Raw genomic sequence first — 18469 nt, 5'->3', positions numbered from 1 at the left:
TGGATGTAAATGGTTCTCGATTCTAACATTCCCGCGTCGCGTCATGGCCCATGACCAATGGCCCGCTATGATCCATACAGGTATGGAGTGACCTTGGAATCCCATGAACGATGCTTTGCAGATCGAGCGCCGTGGCGCCGTCCTCACCCTCTGGCTGAACCGGCCGGAGCTGCACAACGCCTTTGACGCCAGCCTGATCGCCCGGCTGACTGCCGCGCTGGAAGCCGCCGGCCGCGATGATGCGGTCCGCGCGGTGGTGGTGGCCGGCCACGGCGCCTCCTTCTCGGCCGGGGCCGACATGCAGTGGATGCGTGGCATGGCCGCCGCCAGCGAGGCGGACAACCGCGAGGACTCGCTGGCCCTGGCAAGGCTGATGCGCACCCTGGACGAGCTGCCCAAGCCGACCCTGGCCCGGGTCCACGGCGCAGCCTTCGGCGGTGGTGTCGGCCTGGTCGCCTGCTGCGACATCGCCATCGCCAGCACCTCGGCCCGTTTCGGCCTGACCGAAAGCCGCCTCGGCCTGCTGCCGGCGGTGATTTCGCCCTACGTGATCGAGGCCATCGGCCCGCGCCAGGCCCGGCGCTGGTTCGCCACCGGCGAGCACTTCGACGCCGATACCGCGCTGCGCATCGGCCTGGTCCACCAGCTGGTCGAGCCCGAGCGCCTGGACGAGGCACTGGAACGCCAGCTGGCCCTGCTCGACAAGGCCGGCCCGATCGCCTCGTCCACCGCCAAGCAACTGGTCCGGCAGGTCCGCGACAGCCATGATCGCGACGCGCTCGATCGGGATAATGCCGCGCTGATCGCGCGCCTGCGGGTCTCCGCCGAGGGCCAGGAAGGCCTGGGCGCGTTCCTCGACAAGCGCGCCCCCCACTGGGTCACGGAAGCCTGAACATGCTCGATCATCTTGGTTTGACCAGCGCCAACCTGGCGCGCAGCAAGGCCTTTTTCCTGCAGGCGCTGGCGCCGCTGCAGATCGGCGTGGTGATGGAAGTGACCGCCGAACAGAGCGGCGCCCACGACCACATCGGTTTCGGTAGCGACGGCAAGCCGTTCTTCTGGCTCGGCAATGGCGGCACCGCCAGCCACGGCGTGCACGTGGCCTTCGCCTGCGCCAGCCGCGCGCAGGTGGACGCCTTCCATGCCGCCGCCCTCGCCGCCGGCGGCCGCGACAATGGCGCCCCCGGCCTGCGCCCGTGGTACCACCCGGATTACTACGGCGCCTTCGTGCTCGACCCGGACGGCAACAACATCGAATCGGTCTGCCACCACCCCGGCTCCGAGGTAGAGGCATGAGCGACTACGTCCGCATCGTCGAAGTCGGTCCGCGTGACGGCCTGCAGAATGAAAAGCAGTCGGTGTCCACCGCCGACAAGATCGAACTGATCAACCGCCTGTCGGCCACCGGCCTGCGCAGCATCGAGGCGACCAGCTTCGTCAGCCCGAAGTGGATCCCGCAGCTGGCCGATGCCGCCGAGGTCTATGCCGGCATCCAGCGCAGGCCCGGCGTCAGCTATCCGGTGCTGGTGCCGAACGAACAGGGTTACGACCGTGCCCGCGCGGTCGGCGTGGAGGAAGTGGCGGTGTTCACCGCCGCCTCCGAAGCGTTCAACCGCACCAATACCAATGCCGGCATCGACGAGTCGCTGGTCCGTTTCGAGCCGATCCTGCGCCGGGCCGCCGCCGATGGCGTGCGTGTGCGCGGCTATGTGTCCACCGTGCTCGGCTGCCCCTACCAGGGCGAAGTACCGCTGGCCGACGTGGTGCGCGTGGCCCGTGCCCTGCACCAGATGGGCTGCTACGAAATCTCGCTGGGCGACACCATCGGCGTCGGTACCCCGCGCAAGGCGCGGGCGATGCTGCAGGCGGTCGCCGCCGAGATTCCGATGCCGGCGCTGGCCGTGCACTTCCACGACACCTACGGCCAGGCCATCGCCAACATCGCCACCTGCCTGGAAGAAGGCGTGCGCGTGGTCGACAGCGCCGTGTCCGGCGCCGGTGGCTGCCCGTATGCCAAGGGCGCCAGCGGCAACGTCGCCAGCGAAGACGTGGTCTACCTGCTGCAGGGCCTGGGCCTGGACAGCGGCGTGGACCTGCCGGCACTGGCCGAGACCGGCCGCTGGCTGGCCGGCCTGCTCGGCCGCGCCACCGCCAGCCGCACCGGACAGGCGCTTGCCGCCGCCGGCTGACCGCCGCACCGCGCCGCCACGCAAAGGCGGCGCAGTGCACAACAGCGACGGTCGTGGCTTCCGTTAGAATCGGCGGTTCTCGAACCTGCAGGACCGTTCAATGCAGCTGTCTTCCGTACGTGCCGTGATCACTGGCGGCGTCTCCGGGCTCGGCCTGGCCGTGGCCCAGCACCTCGTCGCCCAGGGCGGCAAGGTGGCCCTGTTCGACCTCAACGACGACAAGGGCGCAGCCACCGTTGCCGAACTGGGCGCCGACAAGGCCCGCTATTTCAACATCAACGTCAGCGATGAGGCGGCCGTGGCCACCGCCATCGACCAGGCCCACGATTTCCTCGGTGGCCTGAACGTGGCGATGAACTGCGCCGGCATCCTCGGCGCCGGTCGCGTGCTGGGCAAAGAGGGCCCGATGCCGCTGGCCGGCTTCCAGGGCACGGTGATGGTCAACCTGGTCGGCAGCTTCAACGTGGCCAAGGCCGCGGCCAACCGCATGCAGCACAACGAGGCCGGCACCGACGGCGAGCGCGGCGTGATCATCAACACCGCCAGCATCGCCGCCTATGAAGGCCAGATCGGCCAAGCCGCGTATGCCGCCAGCAAGGGCGGCGTGGTCTCGATGACGCTGCCGATGGCACGCGAACTGTCGCGCTTCGGCATCCGCGTCAACACGATCGCGCCGGGCGTGTTCTGGACTCCGATGGTCGACGGCATGCCCGAAGCCGTGCAGCAGTCGCTGGCCGCCTCGATCCCGTTCCCGTCGCGCCTGGGCAAGCCGGAAGACTTCGCCAGCCTGGTCGGCTTCATCCTCGGCAACACCTATCTCAATGGCGAGACCATCCGCCTGGACGGCGCTACCCGCCTTGCTCCGAAGTGATTCCCCCGGGCGCCGGGACGGCGCCCTCCCCCAACCACCTAGAACACCATGAAAGCCAACGACATCAAGAAGGGCAACGTCGTCGAGTACAACAACGGCGTGTACCAGATCCGCGACATCGAGCGCAGCTCGCCGCAGGGTCGCGGCGGCAACGTCCGCTTCCGCTTCATCATGTACAGCGTGCCGGGCGGCAACAAGCTCGACGCCAGCTTCGATGCCGACGACAACTTGGTCGAGGTCGAACTGCTGCGCCGCCAGTCCACCTATTCGTACAAGGACGGCGACGCCTTCGTGTTCCTCGATGACGAGGACTACACCCCGTACACGCTGGACGCGGACGTGATCGGCGACGACGCCGGCTACATCACCGACGGCCTGACCGGCATCTACGTGCAGGTCATTGACGAGCAGCCGGTGGCGATCCAGCTGCCGGCCTCGGTGGTGCTGGAAGTGATCGAGACCCCGCCGGAACTGAAGGGTGGCACCGCCACCAAGCGCCCGAAGCCGGCCAAGCTCAACACCGGTATCGAGATCATGGTGCCGGAGTACATCGTCAACGGCGAACGCGTGCTGGTGAACACCGCCACCGGTGAATTCGCCGGACGCGCCGACTAAGCGCCTCGAGCTGCCTGCGGCGCACGCCGCCGCAGGCAGCATCTTCGTGCAGCCGGGCACTGTCCCGGCTGCACGGATCACTTACGGCTGCTGGGCACCGAAATTACCGCAACCGTGGTACTGGCGCGTGCCAATGGTCAGATTCACCTTGGCGTCGAATGATTCGCCACTCATGTCGTCCTGGCAGGTGGTGCGCTGGAAGCTGAGCTTGACGTCGGTGCCATCGGCCGCCTTTCCGCTCCAGCCATCGGCGCCTTCGGTGGGCTTGGCCACGTCGAAGCGGCGCTCACCGTAATCCACTTCCACCTGCAGGCCGGGCTTGTCGCCATCCACGACCGCCAGCCAGCCCGGTTCGTTGCCGGTAGCACGGAACGCCGCGTTGCCGGCGCTGCCATCGCCCTCGATGGCTTCCACCGCGTGGCATTCGCGGTCCGGCTCGCCCTTCAGGCTCAACAGGCCGTCATCGCTGCCCTTGGTCCAGAAGCTGTTGCCCTGGCCATCACCATACTTCGCGCCCGACGCCGCACGCTCGGAGGTCATCGCAAAGGTGCGATCGCCGATCACCACCGTGGCCGCATCCTCGCCATTGAAGGTCGCGCGCACGTTCAGATCGCCGCATTGGTACAGGGTCTCGCTGCCGGCGCCGGTGCCGGTGCTGGCAGCCGGTTCGGGCGCAGCCGGCGGTGCGGCATCATTGCCGCCCGCAGCCGGCGGTTGCGCAGGCTGGCACGCGGCCAGCACCAATGCCAGGGAGGCTGCCAACAGACTGGGAACTACACGCATGGCTCGACTCCTTGTCGACACTACTGAGAGGTTCGACCCTATCACCTGGCGGTGAGCGGGGCCTGAAAGCGGCCTGACCACGCTCACGCGGCCAGCACCGCCATCGACAGCAGTTGAGCGCCGCCGTCGCCGGAACTGCAGGTCCATACCCGCAGCAGGCGCAGTTTCAGTTCGCGCTCGCGGTCCTGCCGGCACACCGCCAGGCGCACGTCGCTGGACAACAGCGCCAACCGCCCGCACAGCAGCGTCTCCACCGTGTCCACCTGCAGGCTGCGCACCTGCAGATGGCCTGCGAGCCACTCGCCCAGCCAGGGCAGGTCGAGCATGCGCCCGCCCTGGCCATCCATCATGAACAGCGCTGGCGATACCAGCGTGCCCAGCGCATCGTGGTCGCCGGCCAGCAGTGCCTGGCACAGGCGCTGCTCCAGTGCGATCAACTGCAGTTCATGCAGGTCTTCAACGATGTTCCGTTCCATCCACGGATCCTTCCGGCATCGGCCGGCGCCTGCGCAGGCGTTGCGCGATCCATTGCCGCGCGCCCTGCACCACTACATAGAAGACCGGCACGAAGAACACCGCCAGCACGGTCGCACTGACCATGCCGCCGAACACGCCGGTTCCGATCGCCTGCTGGGTTTCCTTCGACGCACCCTGCGCCAGCATCAGCGGCACCACGCCCAGCGCGAACGCCAGCGAGGTCATCACGATCGGCCGCAGGCGCAGCCGCGCCGCCTCCAGCGCCGCTTCGGCCAGTCCGCGCCCCTGCTGCTGCAGCTGCCGTGCGAACTCGACGATGAGGATCGCGTTCTTCGCCGACAACCCGATCACCGTAATCATGCCCACCTTGAAGAACACGTCGTTGGGCATGCCGCGCAACAGCACCGCGGCGACCGCACCGAGCAGGCCCAGCGGCACCACCAGCATCACCGCCAACGGGATCGACCAGCTCTCGTACAGCGCCGCCAGCACCAGGAACACCACCAGCATCGACAACAGCAGCAGCCACGGTGCCTGTGCGCCCGATTCGCGCTCCTGCAGCGATTGGCTGGTCCACTGCAGGGCGAAGCCGGAGGGCAGCTGCCTGGCCAGCCGCTCCATCTCCGCCATCGCCTGGCCGGTCGAGACGCCCGATGCCGGTGCGCCGGACAGATTCAGCGCCGGGAAACCGAGATAGCGCTGCAGCTGCAGCGGCGCCTCGGTCCAGTGCGGCGTGACCAGTTCGGACAGCGCCACCATGCCGCCTTCGCTGTTGCGCACGTACAGCTTCAGCACGTCCTCCAGTTCCATCCGGTGCGGCGCGTCGGCCTGCAGGATCACCTGCTGCAACCGGCCCTTGTTGGGGAAGTCGTTGACGTACTGCGAGCCCATCGCTGCCGACAGCGTGCTGCTGATGTGCTCGAAGCCCACGCCCATCGCCTCGGCTTTGGCGCGGTCGATGTCCAGCCGCACGCTGGTGCCGGCCGGCAGGCCATCGGCATGCACCTCCGACAGCAGCGGGCTGGCCTCGGCCAGTTTCAGCAGCTGCTGCAGGGCTGCACGCAACTCGGCCTGGCTCTGCCCGGTCCGCGCCTGCAGGGCGAGCGAGAAGCCGGACGAACGCCCCAGGCTGTCGATTGCCGGTGGCATCACGCTCATCACCTCGCCCTCGGCGACGGCGGCCATCGCCTTCTGCGCAGCCGCCACCTCACCGGCTGCGGTGGCACCGGCGCGCTCGCCCCAGTCCTTCAGCATGGTGTAGGTCAGCGCCGCGCTCGGGCCCGAACCGGAAAAGCTGTAGCCGAGGATCGACTGGTTGGACCCGATGCCCGGGCGCGACGCCACGTGCCGTTCGTAGGCTTCCACCACGGCCAGCGTGCGCTCGGCCGTGGCTTCGGCGGGCAGCTGGATCGAGGTCATGAAATAGCCCTGGTCCTCTTCCGGCAGGAACGCACCCGGCAGCCAGTGCAGGCCCAGCAGCAACGCGGCCACCAGCGCGGCGAACACGCCCATCACGCGCCCGCTCCGCTGCAGCGCCGAGGCCACGCCACGCTGGTAGCGCCCGGTCATCCTCTCGAAGCCGCGATTGAAGGCGCCGAACAGCCCGCCACGACCGTGATGACCATGGCTGTTCGGGCGCAACAAGGTCGCGCACAGCGCCGGGGTCAGGCTCAGCGCCAGCAGCGCCGAGAACAGGATCGACACCGCCATCGCCACGGTGAACTGGCGGTAGATCGCGCCCACCGAGCCGCTGGCCAACGCCATCGGAATGAACACCGCGGTCAGTACCAGGGTGATGCCGATCACCGCGCCGGTCAGCTCGCGCATCGCCTTGATGGTGGCCTCGCGCGGTGGCAGGCCCTCCTCGGCCATGATCCGCTCCACGCCCTCGACCACCACGATCGCATCGTCGACGATGATGCCGATCGCCAGCACCATGCCGAACATGGTCAGCACGTTGATCGAGAAGCCGAGCGCCAGCATCACCGCGAAGGTGCCCAGCAGCGCGATCGGGGCGACCAGCGCCGGAATCAGCGTATAGCGCCAGTTCTGCAGGAACAGGTACATCACCGCAAACACCAGCAGCATCGCTTCGAGCAGCGTCTGCACCACCTTCTGGATCGAGATCTTGACGAACGGCGCGGTGTCGAACGGAATGCTCGACTCCACGCCACGCGGCAGCAGCGGTGCCAGCTCGGCCATGCGCTCGCGCACTGCGCCGGCGGTTCGCACTGCGTTCGCGCCCGGGCGCAGCTGCACGCCGGCCGCCGTCGCCGGATGGCCGTCTTCCCGCGTGCCCCAGGCGTAACTCTGCGCGCCCAGCTCCACGCGTGCGACGTCACCCAGCACGACCCGCGAACCGTCGGCGGCCGCCCGCAGCACGATGGCGGCGAACTGTTCCGGCGTGGACAACTGGCCATCGGCGCTCAGCGGCACGGTGATGCGCTGGCCGGCGACGCCCGGCGAATCGCCGATGCGGCCCGGCGAGATCTCCAGGTTCTGCTGCTCGATGGCCGCGGCCACATCGCCCATGGTCAAGCCATAGCCGGTCAACCGGGTCGGGTCCAGCCACACCCGCATGGCCTGCTCGGCACCGAACAGCTGCACGCGGCCGACGCCATCGATGCGGCGCAGCTCTTCGATGATGTTGCGCGCCATGAAGTCACCCAGCGCCGCCTCGCTGACACTGGCATCCGGCGAACGCAGGCCGACCAGCATCAGGAAGCCGGAATCGGCTGCTTCCACGAACAGGCCGTTCTGGCGCACGCTGCGCGGCAGGCGGGGTTCGATCGCCTTGATCCGGTTCTGCACATCCACCTGCGCCAGCTCCGGGTTGGTCCCCGGCTTGAAGGTGGCGGTGATCGAGGCTTCGCCGGAGGTATCCACCGACGATTCGAAGTACAGCAGGTGCTTGACGCTGGACAGCTCGCGCTCGATCAGGCCGACCACGGCATCGTTCAGCGTCTGCGGGCTGGCCCCCGGGTAGCTGGCATAGATGCTGACGCTGGGCGGCGCAACGGCCGGATAGCGCTCCACGGCCAGGCGCGGAATCGCTAGTACGCCCGCCAGGATGATGAAGATCGCCAGCACCCAGGCGAACACCGGGCGATCAATGAAGAAACGTGCCATGTTGGATTTCCCTGGAGAGACTGGCCCGGGAAAGGCTCAGCCCTTGCTGCCGGCCTGCATCGCACCGGCGCTGGCGACCGGCCGCTGCCAGTCGCGCGCATCGACCACCACGCCTTCCTGCAGGCGCTCCTGGCCCTCGACCACCACCCGCTCGCCGGCCTTCAGCCCGTGCCGGACCAGCCACTGGCGATCAACGCTGCCGTCGACCTCCAGCGTGCGGATCACCGCCTTGCCATCGCCCGCGATCACCCAGGCATAGGCCTGGCCACCCGCGCTGCGCAGCACCGCCTGCTGCGGCACGGTCAATGCACTGGCCGGGGCGCCACGGGGCACCCTGGCACGCACGTACATGCCGGGCAGCAACTGGCGCTGCGGATTGTCGACCAGGATGCGCAGGATCACATCACCGGTGCGCGCATCGACGTTGATGCCGGAGAACAGCAGCTGGCCGCGCTCGGTCAGCGGCTTGCCGGCCGCGCCGATGATCGTCACCGGTAGTTCGCCACCGCCGGCGGCGCTGCGCTGCAGCGACTCCAGCTGCGCAGCCGGCTGGCGCACGTCGACGTAGACCTGGTCGATCTGCTGCACCACCGCCATCGGCTCGGCATCGGCGACCCCGACCAGCGCGCCTTCGCTCACCAGTGCCTGGTCGATGCGGCCGGCAATCGGCGCACTGACCGTGGCGTAGCGCAGGTCGAGCTGGCGGCGGGCCAGGATCGCGCGTGCTTCGTTCACTGCCGCGCGCGCCTGTTCGTACTCGGCACTGGCATCATCGCGATGCTGCTGGCTGACCGCCTGCGCGGCGGCCAGCGCATGCAGGCGCTGCGACTGCACGCGGCTGCGGCCCAGCGCCGCTTCACTGCGCTGCAGCGCAGCCAGCGCCGAATCGACGTCGGCACGGAATGCCGCCGGATCGATCTGGAACAGGGCCTGGCCAGCACTTACTTCGGCGCCCTGCTCGAACAGGCGGCGCTGCACGATGCCGCCCACCTGCGCGCGGATCTGCGCCGTGCGTACCGCGGCCACGCGACCGGGCAGTTCGTCGTCACGCTGCACCACCTGCGGGCCGACGGTGACGACGCTGACGCGCGGTGCGGCTTCGGGGGTGGCTTCGGGGGAGGAGCAGGCCGTCATGGCCAGAGCGATGGCCGCGATCAACGCGGCCGGAGTCCTGAAGGTTCTCATTGCTGTGCACAATGCCGCGCGGGCGGCTGAAAGGTCCTGAAGAACGCAGTGTGCGGGGCGATGATGGGGTTTCGATGGAGGAACTGTGGAGATACGATGGAGGCAAGCACCTTAAGGCCCCGCCCCCGCATGCATGCCTCCCCTGCCCTGGCCGCCCTCGTCCTGATTGTCGAGGATGAGGCCGAGATCGCCGATATTCTCACCGCCTATCTGGAACGCGAAGGACTGCGCACCCTGCGTGCCGCCGATGGCCACGGTGCGCTCGACCTGCACCGCAGCGCCCGCCCCGACCTGGTCCTGCTGGACGTGCAGCTGCCTCGCCTGGATGGCTGGAGCGTGTTGACCCAGCTGCGCCAACGTGGCGAAACGCCGGTGATCATGCTGACCGCGCTGGACCAGGACCTGGACAAGCTGACCGCACTGCGCATGGGCGCCGACGACTACGTGGTCAAGCCGTTCAACCCGGCCGAGGTGGCTGCGCGCGTGCGCGCCGTGCTGCGGCGTACGCTGCGCGCCTCGCGCGTGGATGCACCCAGCGCGCTGCGCGTGGGCCCGCTGCTGATCGACTCGGCAACCCATGCCGTGCACGTGGAGGGCGACGGCTACAGCCATGAAGTCCTGCTCACCCTCACCGAGTTCAAGCTGCTGCACTGCATGGCACTGGCCCCCACGCGCATCTTCAGCCGCAGCGAACTGATGCACGAGTGCCTGCCGGAGAGCGAGGCGCTGGAGCGCACCGTCGACAGCCATGTCAGCAAGCTGCGCCGCAAGCTGGATGAGGTGGGCATGCTCAATGTACCGGCCAGTGTGCGCGGCGTCGGTTACCGGTTGATGGCCGACCGCTGATGGGCACCCTGCGCCGCTCCGGCCTGAGCCGCCACATCATCGTCTCGATGTCGCTGATGGTGATCGGCGTGATCGTGATGATGATCCTGTCGTCGTGGCTGTTGTATGCGGTGCTGGTCGAGTTCTTCCCCGGCAGTGCCGAGGAGCCGGAAAGCTGGCTGCCTACCGGGCCGGAGCTGGCGTGGATGGTCGGGGTGATCCTGACCGGACTGGCCCTGGCCATCGCCGCCTCGTTCCGGCTTGCGCACCGCATCCTGTCGCCGTTGAATTCGCTGGTCGACAGCGTCCGCGCGCTGGCCGGCGGCGATCTCGGTGCACGCGCCAGTGTCGAAGAAAACTCGCCGGGCGAAGTAGCCACCCTGGTCGAAGACTTCAATGCGATGGCGCGGCGCCTGCAGCACATGGAGAGCGAGCGGGCCATGTGGCACGCCGCCATCGCCCACGAGCTGCGCACGCCGGTGACGATCCTGCGTGGCCGCCTGCAGGGGCTGGCCGAGGGCGTGTTCCAGCCTGACGAATCACAGTTCCGCAGCCTGCTTGCCCAGGTCGAGGGCCTGTCGCGCCTGATCGAGGACCTGCGCGTGCTGAGCCTGTCCGACAATGCACGGCTGGACGTGCGCCGCGCGCGCACCGACGTGGTGGCCGAGGTGCATTCGGTGATGACCCTGGTCGACCCGCAGTTCCGCACCGCCGGTTTCGTGCTGGAACTGGAAACCAGCCGCGAGGAACACACCGCGCACTGCGATCCGACCCGGCTGCGCCAGGCGCTGCTGGCACTGCTGGAGAACGCGCGTCGCTACGCCAGCCCGGGCAAGGTACGGATTGCCGTGCATGACACGCCGGGGCATGTACAGGTGGCCATCGAAGACGAGGGACCGGGCATCGACCCCGCCCTGCACGCCGATATCTTCACTCCGTTCATGCGCGCCGACGGTTCGCGTTCGCGCCAGGGCGGCGGCAGCGGGCTCGGCCTGGCGGTGGTCAAGGCCATCGCCGACGCCCACGGTGGCCGCGTCTACTGCATGCCGGGCAGCGCCGGCGGCAGCCGCTTCGTCATCGAACTGCCGCGCCAGTAGGCGAGCTGGCGGCCTGCGTGCGCAGGTGTGCACCAAGCGCGGCCAGATTGGCATCGATCGCATCCATTTCCTCGCGCTGGTTCACCGGCAACTGCTGGCGCAGCTGCAGGCGCAGCGCCCGCCACGCCGGCACCGCCTGCGCACTGGCAGTGGCCACGGCGTGCATCAGGAGCGCCTGTTCGTCGGCCAACGGCAATCCATAGCCATCGCCCTGCAGTAACGTACCCGGACGCAGCCATTGCCCACTCTGCTCCAGCAGCCCGCGCAGGTTGCGGGTCTGGGCGCTGTCCGGTGCACCCAGCAGCTGCCGCTTGAGCACATCGCGCGCGCGTAGTTCGGCACGCCGTTGCGCAGCCTGCTCCAGCAACAGCAAGCCCGCACTGGCGCGCAGGTCGCCCTGCAACAGCCACGGTGCCCGCTGCCGTGCGGGCAGCTTCAGCCAGCCGCGTACATCGCGCGTGGGCAGCGCCAGCTGGCCGGCAGCCACATCGAACAACTGCTGGAAGTGGTCACGCGCCGAGGCAAAGTAATAGCCCTGCGCCTGCGCTGAATCGCGATCGGCCAGCACCTGCTCGTCCAGCACCTGCAGGCGCGCCAGCCGGCGCTTCAGCCCGCGCGGACTCAGCTGCGCCAGGCCGGCGCTCCCGAGCCTAGGCACACCGGCCTGCAGCAGCTTCGCGGTCTCCACCGCGCAGTTGTTGCTGACGAAGTAATAGCGCCCGTCATAGCTCCAGTGCACCTGCGCGGTACGCTCGAGCAGGCTGGCGATCTCGTCGCGTTCCAGCTGCAGGGGCAACGACTGCAGCCCGCGAAGTTCGACCTTGGTGTACTCGTCCACCACCTGCTGCAGTGGCAGCACGAACAGCCGCGAGGGATAACCGCCGGTCAGGCCGCGCCAGTTTGAAATCTGCACGTCGCCGACGAAGGCACGGAACGACAGCACGCGGTGGTACTCCAGGTCCAGGCGACAGTCCGGCCCCGGCGCGCGGCCTGGCCGGCAGATCACCAGCCGCAGCATGCTGTGGCCCCAGCGGCTCATCGGCTGCGCGCTGCCTTCGGCGAACAGGTAGTCCACCGCGTAAACCCGCGAGGGATCCAGCTGCAGCAGTGATGCCGCCCCCTCTTCCGGTTCCGCCTGCAGCAACGGGACGCGGCGGTCGCACTGCGGCTGCGGCAGCGACGGCGGTGTGCCGAAGTGCTCCTGGTACCACTGCGCCAGTGCCGGGCGACGGCAGGCGAACTCGGCATCCAGCACGAAATGCTCGGCGTTCACCGCCAGATACTCAGCCGGATCTTTCAGCTCGTAACCGTCCGGGCTGCGATCACGGAAGTCGTTGTGGCCACGACCCAGATGCCAGGGTTTGCGCTGCCACCCGGCCAGATCGCGCCAACGCGTACTGCGCGACCAGCCAGCACCACCACGATCCGCGACATGGGTCAGTTCGTGCACCAGTGCGCTGCGTCGCGCCCGTCGCGCACCGGGCACGCGATCGTCCAGCAGGTCGCGGCGCAGCGTGATGCGGCCAGCAAATGCACGGCCATGCACCTCGGCGGGCAGGTCAGCGCCCCAGCGTACCTGTACCTGCGTCGGCAAGGCACGTAGCAGGCCGTCCGGCAGCAGTGACTGCACATCGGCCAGGGTCTGGCCAGCCACCTGCTGCTGCACAGGGCTCAGCCCTGCCGGGTCGAGCTGCAGGCGGTCGGCTGCGTGCGCGACGTGGGCGATCAGCAGTAGCGCCACGCCATGCGTGGCTGCGTTGCGTGCAGATGTCATGGCGTTGCCGGCCAGCGGCCGGCACTACCCGAAGGCCGGATCAGCGTGCCAGCAGCGCGCGGGCCAGCTGCAGGTCGCTCTGCTGCTGGGCAGCGGCATCCTGCTCGCGCAGGTGGACCAGTGCGGCCTGCAGGCGTGCGCCGCGGATCTGGCCGTCGCTGGCGACGAACGCAGCGGCATCATCGCGTGCGGCCTGTACCACCTTGTCGTCGCCCGAGCTGCTGGCCGAGGAACCGGAGGAAGCACCGGTGGCCGAGCCGGCCGAGGTGCCTGCGAAGCTGGAAGCGAAGCCGGCCAGCGGCAGGGACAGCAGGGCAAGCAGAACAAGCGGACGGGTCATCGATTCGAAGCCGGTTGTGGGAATGCGTGGAGCGTAACGGGTACGTGAAGGATTTGCCCGGATCAGACGTCGAACAGCTTTCCGGGATTCAGCCGCGCTTGGGGATCGAACGCGCGTTTGACTGCCTTCATCAGCGCGATCTCGGCCGGGCCGCGGGTGCTGTCCAGGTAGCCCTTCTTGACCAGGCCGATGCCGTGCTCGGCGGAAATGCTGCCATCGAAACGGGCCAGCACCTGGGCCAGCAACTTGGTCACGTGCTCGCACTGCGACACGAAATCGGCGTCAGGGGTGTCGTCCGGCTTGAGCACGTTGATATGCAGGTTGCCGTCACCGATGTGGCCGAACCAGACCACGTCGAAATGCGGATAGGCCTGCCCGATCAGCGCCTGGGTCTCGGCCAGGAACGCCGGCATCGACGAAATCCGCACCGAGACATCGTTCTTGTACGGCTTGTAGCGTGCAAGCGACTCGGTGATGCCTTCGCGCAGGCGCCACAGCTGGGCAGCCTGGGCGTCACTGGCACTGATCACGCCATCGCTGACCCAGCCGTTGCCCATGCAGTCCTCGAACGCCGCCATCGCCGCCGCTTCCTGCGCCTCGTCGTTGGCCGCGAACTCGGTGACCACGTAATAAGGGTGCACCTCGTCGAACGGCGCCTGCGCACCATGCGCCAGCACGTGCTCCAGCGCCCGCTCGGTGAAGAACTCGAAGGCCTGCAGCTGCAGACGCGCGCGGAACGCGGCGAACACCTGCATCAGCACCTCGAAGCTGGGGACGGCCAGCAGCATCACATTGCTGGCCGGCGGCGGGTCGGTCAGCTTCACCGTCGCCTCGACGATCACCCCCAGCGTACCTTCCGAGCCGATCAGCAGCTGGCGGAAGTCATAGCCGCTGGAGTTCTTGATCAGGCCCTTGTTAAGTTCGAGCAGCTCGCCGCTGGCGGTGACCACTTTCAGCCCGGCGATCCATTCTCGGGTATTGCCGTAACGGATCACGCGGATGCCGCCGGCATTGGTGGCGATGTTGCCGCCGATCGAGCAGGAACCGCGCGCCGCGAAATCGACCGGGTAGATCAGGCCGTGGTCGAGCGCGGCGTTGTGCACCGCCTCCAGCGGCATGCCGGCCTGCACCACCAGCGTGCGATCGACCGCGTCGTAGGCCAGCGCCTTGTTCATCCGCTCCAGGCTGAGCACCAGCTCGCCGTTGGCCGCCACCGCGCCACCGGACAGGCCGGTGCGTCCACCCGACGGCACCACCGGCACGCCCTCGGCCGCGCTCCAGCGCATCACCGCCTGCACCTCTTCAACCGTGGCCGGCAATGCAATCGCCAGCGGCGCCGGCGTCCAGCGCCGGGTCCAGTCGCGCCCGTAATGCTCCAGGTCGGCCGGATCGGTCTTCAGTTTCAGGCCGGGACAGGCCTGCTGCAGCGAGGCAATGCGGGAATCGGTCATGACGGTCCAGCGCGGTGCGTGAAGAACGGGCAAGCGTGCCAGCGGCGCGCGCCAGCGTCCAGCCCCGCACCCGTGCAGATAGCTACGGATGCAACCAATTGCGCACTGCACCATGGCCGGTGCGATCTGGCATAGTGGTCAGCCCCTGTCCCACTGGCCGTGTTGCCCCATGTCGCCGAAGAAGACCTCGTTCCCGAAGCAGGATATCCGCGTGCTGTTGCTGGAGGGGGTCAGCCAGACCGCCGTGGAGGTGTTCAGCGGCGCCGGCTACAGCCAGATCGAAGCGCACACCAAGGCGCTGCCCGAGGACGAACTGAAGGCGCGCATCGCCGAGGCGCACATCGTCGGCATCCGCTCGCGCACCCAGCTCAGCGCCGAGGTGCTGGCCGAGGCCAAGCGGCTGATCGCAGTGGGCTGCTTCTGCATCGGCACCAACCAGGTCGACCTGGACGCGGCCGAGCTGGCCGGCATCCCGGTGTTCAATGCCCCCTATTCCAACACCCGCAGCGTGGCCGAGCTGGTGATCGCCGAGGCGATCATGCTGACCCGTGGCATCCCGCAGAAGAACGCCGAATGCCATCGCGGCGGCTGGTCGAAGTCAGCCAGCGGCAGCCATGAAGTGCGTGGCAAGACGCTTGGCATCATCGGCTACGGCCACATCGGCACCCAGGTCGGCGTACTGGCCGAATCGCTGGGCATGCAGGTGATCTTCCACGACGTGGAAACCAAGCTGGCGCTGGGCAATGCCCGGGCCGCGGCCAGCCTGGACGATCTGCTCGCCCGCGCCGACATCGTCACCCTGCACGTGCCGGAAACCCCGTCCACGCAATGGATGATCGGCAGCACCGAGCTGGCGAAGATGCGCAAGGGCGCGCACCTGATCAACGCCGCGCGCGGCACCGTGGTCGACATCGATGCGCTGGACGCGGCGCTGGCCAGCGGCCACGTCGGTGGCGCCGCGCTGGACGTGTTCCCGGTCGAGCCGAAGGGCAATGGCGATATCTTCGAATCGCCGCTGACCCGCCACGACAACGTGATCCTGACCCCGCACGTGGGTGGCAGCACGCTGGAAGCGCAGGACAACATCGGCGTGGAAGTGGCCGCCAAACTGGTGCGCTACAGCGACAACGGCAGCACCCTGTCGGCGGTCAATTTCCCGGAAGTGACCCTGCCCGAGCACGCCGACAGCCTGCGCCTGCTGCACATCCACCAGAACGTGCCGGGCGTGCTGTCCAAGGTCAACGAGATCTTCTCGCGCCACAACGTCAACATCGACGGCCAGTTCCTGCGCACCGACCCGAAGGTGGGCTACGTGGTGATCGACATCACCGCCGGCGAGGAACAGGCCGCCGCGGTGCGCGACGAGCTGGCCGCGATCCCCGGCACGCTGCGCACGCGCATCCTGTACTGAAAAAAGGGGACGGAGGGGATTAAGTCGTTGATGCCACAAACGACTTAATCCCCTCCGTCCCCTTTTTATCTCAACGTGCCAGCCACCTGTGTGCCATGCGCTGCATGGATTCATCGGACTGCGGGTCGGCCGCGACTTCGGTCACCGGCCGCCAGGCCAGCTCCAGCGATTCCTCGCTGAGCACGAAGGCTTCGCCACCCAGCGCACGGATCACGAAACGCACGTCGTAGTGCCAGTGCCCCGGCACGTCCTTGCGCTCTGGAATCCAGTGCTTGTCCAGATCGAAGATGGCCGGGTCTTCCAGCACCAGGCCGCCCAGGCCTGATTCTTCCTCGGCTTCCTTCAGCGCTACCCGGGCCAGGTCGCGGTCGCCGTCGGCGTGGCCGCCCAGCTGCAGCCAGCGCTGCAGCTTGCGGTGGTGGGTCAGCAGCAGGCGCTGGCCGTCGGCGCTGACCAGCCAGCAGCTGGCGGTGAAGTGGCCGGCCAGCCGTTCGCGCCGGAACGGATCTTCCGGATCGTCCAACAATGTGCCGAATTCGGCGGCCAATGCGTCGTGGGCCGGCTCGCGACGGGCATAGTCCTGCAGCAGGTCGCGCAAGCGATCGTCAAGCACGGCAAGGGTTTCGGCGGTCTGGCTCATGAATGGGCGGCGTCTGGAAAAATACTGCTCATTATCGCCGTTCATTGTTGCGATTGCGCTTGTGCGTTGGCTTCAGCTTTGGCTAAGGTACAGCGGGCCGTTCGCGCGGCCTTCACCATTCCAGGGTTGCCGGCAACGTATCGGCGGCCCACCCAATCCGATCACTAGGAAGTACTGCATGCTGAAAGCTCTGTTGAGGGTCAAGCCGGTCCAACCGGCCGGGCACGTCGATGCCGGCGAACCCATCGAAGGCAGCCTGGACGGCGAAGCCACGTTGAAACGGACCCTCACGGCTAAACACCTCATCCTGCTTGGCGTGGGTGCGGTGATCGGCGCAGGTATCTTCGTCCTGACCGGCCAGGCCGCGGCCAACCACGCCGGCCCCGCCGTCATGCTGTCGTTCGTGATCGCCGGTTTTGCCTGCGCGCTGGCGGGCCTGTGCTACGCCGAGTTCGCGGCGATGATGCCGGTCTCCGGCAGCGCCTATTCCTACTCCTACGCCACCCTCGGCGAAGGCATGGCCTGGTTCATCGGCTGGTGCCTGGTGCTGGAGTACCTGTTCGCCTCGGCCTCGGTCGCGGTGGGCTGGTCGGCGTACCTGATCAGCTTCATCACCACTACGCTGCACATGCCGTTCCCGGACCTGCTCAGCGCCGCGCCCATCGCCTGGACCGGCAGCGAGTTCGTCTCCTCCGGCAAGCTGTTCAACCTGCCGGCGGTGCTGATCGTGGCGGCGGTGTCCGGCCTGCTGTACGTGGGCGTGACCCAGTCGGCCTTCGTCAACGCGATCATCGTGGCGATCAAGGTCACCGTCATCTGCCTGTTCATCGGCATCGGTGCGGCCCACATCGACCCGGCCAACTGGCAGCCGTTCATCCCGGAAAACACCGGTGTGCCGGGTGAGTTCGGCTGGAGCGGCGTGTTCCGCGCGGCCACCATCGTGTTCTTCGCCTACATCGGCTTCGATGCGGTCTCCACCGCCGCCGGCGAGACCAAGGACCCGCAGCGCAACATGCCGATCGGCCTGCTCGGCTCGCTGGCGGTGTGCACCATCGTCTACATCATCGTCTGCGCGGTGCTGACCGGCATGATGCCGTACCACCTGCTGGGCACCGACAAGCCGGTGGCCACCGCGCTGGAGCCCTACCCGACCCTGTCGTGGCTGAAGACCCTGGTCGAGATCGGCGCCATCGCCGGCCTGTCCTCGGTGGTGCTGGTGATGATGATGGGCCAGACCCGCATCGCCTACACCATCTCCCGCGACGGCCTGCTGCCGAAGTTCTTCGGCAAGGTCCACGCCCGCTTCCGCACCCCGTACGTCGCCACCATCGTGGTCGGCGTGATCGCCGCCGCACTGGCCGGCCTGGTGCCGCTGAACGTGCTGGGCGAACTGGTCTCGATGGGCACCCTGCTGGCCTTCGCCACGGTCTGCATCGGCGTGCTGGTTCTGCGCTATACCAAGCCGGAGATCCACCGCCCGTTCCGCGTGCCGATGGTGTGGATCATCTGCCCGCTGGGCGCGGCCACCTGCCTGTTCCTGTTCTGGCAGGCGTTCGTGGTGCACTGGCACCTGTTCGTTGGCTGGACGCTGCTCGGCCTGCTGATCTACCTGGGCTACGGCATCCGCAACAGCAAGCTGGCCAAGTCACCCTGATCCGCCTACGGGCCGGCCTCGCGCCGGC

General features: G+C 68.0%; 17 protein-coding genes. 9 read left to right on the top strand and 8 right to left on the bottom strand.

The window, feature by feature from the left end; all coding sequences use genetic code 11:
- Nucleotides 1-103 precede the first annotated feature (103 nt).
- The 5 genes from K5L94_RS10625 (at nt 104) to yeiP (ending at nt 3675) form a co-directional block, all read left to right on the top strand.
- On the top strand, nt 104-892 hold the full coding sequence (locus K5L94_RS10625) for an enoyl-CoA hydratase/isomerase family protein (protein ID WP_049457462.1): 789 nt from the start codon (nt 104-106) through the stop codon (nt 890-892).
- 2 nt (nt 893-894) lie between these two features.
- Complete coding sequence (locus K5L94_RS10620; protein ID WP_274512568.1) at nt 895-1296, top strand: VOC family protein; 402 nt, start codon at nt 895-897, stop codon at nt 1294-1296.
- Nucleotides 1293-2189: a hydroxymethylglutaryl-CoA lyase gene (locus K5L94_RS10615; RefSeq protein WP_274512567.1), complete on the top strand. Its 897-nt coding sequence runs from the start codon at nt 1293-1295 to the stop codon at nt 2187-2189. The genes K5L94_RS10620 and K5L94_RS10615 overlap by 4 nt, the downstream gene beginning before the upstream one ends.
- Nucleotides 2190-2289: 100 nt before the next feature.
- Nucleotides 2290-3060 (top strand): SDR family oxidoreductase, encoded by a 771-nt coding sequence (locus tag K5L94_RS10610; protein ID WP_274512566.1) that lies wholly within the window; start codon nt 2290-2292, stop codon nt 3058-3060.
- A 48-nt stretch (nt 3061-3108) separates the two neighbouring features.
- Nucleotides 3109-3675, top strand: coding sequence for an elongation factor P-like protein YeiP (yeiP, locus tag K5L94_RS10605; RefSeq protein ID WP_005409468.1), 567 nt, complete (start codon nt 3109-3111; stop codon nt 3673-3675).
- A gap of 81 nt (nt 3676-3756) precedes the next feature.
- Here yeiP and K5L94_RS10600 read toward each other — a convergent pair whose 3' ends face one another.
- From K5L94_RS10600 to K5L94_RS10585, 4 genes are all read right to left on the bottom strand, one after another.
- Entirely contained in the window at nt 3757-4458 is a 702-nt protein-coding gene (locus K5L94_RS10600) for a COG3650 family protein (protein WP_274512565.1), read from the bottom strand.
- A gap of 83 nt (nt 4459-4541) precedes the next feature.
- Complete coding sequence (locus tag K5L94_RS10595; RefSeq protein ID WP_271261569.1) at nt 4542-4934, bottom strand: nuclear transport factor 2 family protein; 393 nt, start codon at nt 4932-4934, stop codon at nt 4542-4544.
- The gene (locus tag K5L94_RS10590; protein ID WP_274512564.1) at nt 4915-8064 is read right to left on the bottom strand and encodes a multidrug efflux RND transporter permease subunit; all 3150 of its coding nucleotides are present in this window, start codon (nt 8062-8064) and stop codon (nt 4915-4917) included. Before K5L94_RS10590 ends, K5L94_RS10595 begins: the two co-directional genes overlap by 20 nt.
- Before the next feature lie 36 nt (nt 8065-8100).
- Entirely contained in the window at nt 8101-9249 is a 1149-nt protein-coding gene (locus K5L94_RS10585; protein ID WP_053449624.1) for an efflux RND transporter periplasmic adaptor subunit, read from the bottom strand.
- A gap of 129 nt (nt 9250-9378) precedes the next feature.
- Here K5L94_RS10585 and K5L94_RS10580 point away from each other — a divergent pair, with 129 nt between their 5' ends.
- Entirely contained in the window at nt 9379-10095 is a 717-nt protein-coding gene (locus K5L94_RS10580; RefSeq protein ID WP_180878119.1) for a response regulator, read from the top strand.
- Nucleotides 10095-11171 carry an ATP-binding protein gene (locus K5L94_RS10575; RefSeq protein ID WP_053449622.1) on the top strand — a complete coding sequence of 359 codons (1077 nt, stop codon included), beginning with the start codon at nt 10095-10097 and terminating at the stop codon, nt 11169-11171. Before K5L94_RS10580 ends, K5L94_RS10575 begins: the two co-directional genes overlap by 1 nt.
- On the opposite strand, the gene K5L94_RS10570 is transcribed toward K5L94_RS10575, so the two are convergent.
- The 3 genes from K5L94_RS10570 to K5L94_RS10560 all read right to left on the bottom strand — a co-directional run bounded on the left by K5L94_RS10570 (nt 11149) and on the right by K5L94_RS10560 (nt 14736).
- A complete protein-coding gene (locus K5L94_RS10570; RefSeq protein WP_053449621.1) occupies nt 11149-12945 on the bottom strand; it encodes a DUF7844 domain-containing protein in 1797 nt (598 codons plus the stop codon). The genes K5L94_RS10575 and K5L94_RS10570 overlap by 23 nt on opposite strands.
- Nucleotides 12946-12985: 40 nt before the next feature.
- Nucleotides 12986-13285 (bottom strand): DUF2388 domain-containing protein, encoded by a 300-nt coding sequence (locus tag K5L94_RS10565; protein ID WP_006439835.1) that lies wholly within the window; start codon nt 13283-13285, stop codon nt 12986-12988.
- A gap of 62 nt (nt 13286-13347) precedes the next feature.
- A complete protein-coding gene (locus tag K5L94_RS10560) occupies nt 13348-14736 on the bottom strand; it encodes an FAD-binding oxidoreductase (protein WP_180878121.1) in 1389 nt (462 codons plus the stop codon).
- Between the two features lie 169 nt (nt 14737-14905).
- On the opposite strand from K5L94_RS10560, the gene serA reads away from it, so the two are divergent.
- A complete protein-coding gene (gene serA, locus K5L94_RS10555; RefSeq protein ID WP_274512562.1) occupies nt 14906-16147 on the top strand; it encodes a phosphoglycerate dehydrogenase in 1242 nt (413 codons plus the stop codon).
- A gap of 70 nt (nt 16148-16217) precedes the next feature.
- Here serA and K5L94_RS10550 read toward each other — a convergent pair whose 3' ends face one another.
- Nucleotides 16218-16832: an NUDIX hydrolase gene (locus K5L94_RS10550; protein WP_274512561.1), complete on the bottom strand. Its 615-nt coding sequence runs from the start codon at nt 16830-16832 to the stop codon at nt 16218-16220.
- 133 nt (nt 16833-16965) lie between these two features.
- Here K5L94_RS10550 and K5L94_RS10545 point away from each other — a divergent pair, with 133 nt between their 5' ends.
- Nucleotides 16966-18441, top strand: coding sequence for an amino acid permease (locus K5L94_RS10545; protein WP_006439800.1), 1476 nt, complete (start codon nt 16966-16968; stop codon nt 18439-18441).
- The last annotated feature ends 28 nt before the right edge of the window (nt 18442-18469 follow it).

The sequence above is a fragment of the Stenotrophomonas forensis genome, from assembly GCF_028752115.1.
Taxonomy (GTDB): Bacteria; Pseudomonadota; Gammaproteobacteria; order Xanthomonadales; family Xanthomonadaceae; genus Stenotrophomonas; species Stenotrophomonas forensis.
The sequence above is the reverse complement of the archived record's forward strand: the minus strand, read 5'-3'. Positions and strand labels throughout refer to the sequence as shown.

Coding starts and splice junctions, on each gene's coding strand:
- K5L94_RS10570 (WP_053449621.1), bottom strand. CDS start 12,945: ATGACATCTGCACGCAACGCAGCCACGCATGGCGTGGCGCTACTGCTG.
- K5L94_RS10590 (WP_274512564.1), bottom strand. CDS start 8,064: ATGGCACGTTTCTTCATTGATCGCCCGGTGTTCGCCTGGGTGCTGGCG.
- K5L94_RS10625 (WP_049457462.1), top strand. CDS start 104: ATGAACGATGCTTTGCAGATCGAGCGCCGTGGCGCCGTCCTCACCCTC.
- K5L94_RS10560 (WP_180878121.1), bottom strand. CDS start 14,736: ATGACCGATTCCCGCATTGCCTCGCTGCAGCAGGCCTGTCCCGGCCTG.
- K5L94_RS10615 (WP_274512567.1), top strand. CDS start 1,293: ATGAGCGACTACGTCCGCATCGTCGAAGTCGGTCCGCGTGACGGCCTG.
- serA (WP_274512562.1), top strand. CDS start 14,906: ATGTCGCCGAAGAAGACCTCGTTCCCGAAGCAGGATATCCGCGTGCTG.
- K5L94_RS10620 (WP_274512568.1), top strand. CDS start 895: ATGCTCGATCATCTTGGTTTGACCAGCGCCAACCTGGCGCGCAGCAAG.
- K5L94_RS10545 (WP_006439800.1), top strand. CDS start 16,966: ATGCTGAAAGCTCTGTTGAGGGTCAAGCCGGTCCAACCGGCCGGGCAC.
- yeiP (WP_005409468.1), top strand. CDS start 3,109: ATGAAAGCCAACGACATCAAGAAGGGCAACGTCGTCGAGTACAACAAC.
- K5L94_RS10610 (WP_274512566.1), top strand. CDS start 2,290: ATGCAGCTGTCTTCCGTACGTGCCGTGATCACTGGCGGCGTCTCCGGG.
- K5L94_RS10580 (WP_180878119.1), top strand. CDS start 9,379: ATGCATGCCTCCCCTGCCCTGGCCGCCCTCGTCCTGATTGTCGAGGAT.
- K5L94_RS10550 (WP_274512561.1), bottom strand. CDS start 16,832: ATGAACGGCGATAATGAGCAGTATTTTTCCAGACGCCGCCCATTCATG.
- K5L94_RS10575 (WP_053449622.1), top strand. CDS start 10,095: ATGGGCACCCTGCGCCGCTCCGGCCTGAGCCGCCACATCATCGTCTCG.
- K5L94_RS10600 (WP_274512565.1), bottom strand. CDS start 4,458: ATGCGTGTAGTTCCCAGTCTGTTGGCAGCCTCCCTGGCATTGGTGCTG.
- K5L94_RS10585 (WP_053449624.1), bottom strand. CDS start 9,249: ATGAGAACCTTCAGGACTCCGGCCGCGTTGATCGCGGCCATCGCTCTG.
- K5L94_RS10565 (WP_006439835.1), bottom strand. CDS start 13,285: ATGACCCGTCCGCTTGTTCTGCTTGCCCTGCTGTCCCTGCCGCTGGCC.
- K5L94_RS10595 (WP_271261569.1), bottom strand. CDS start 4,934: ATGGAACGGAACATCGTTGAAGACCTGCATGAACTGCAGTTGATCGCA.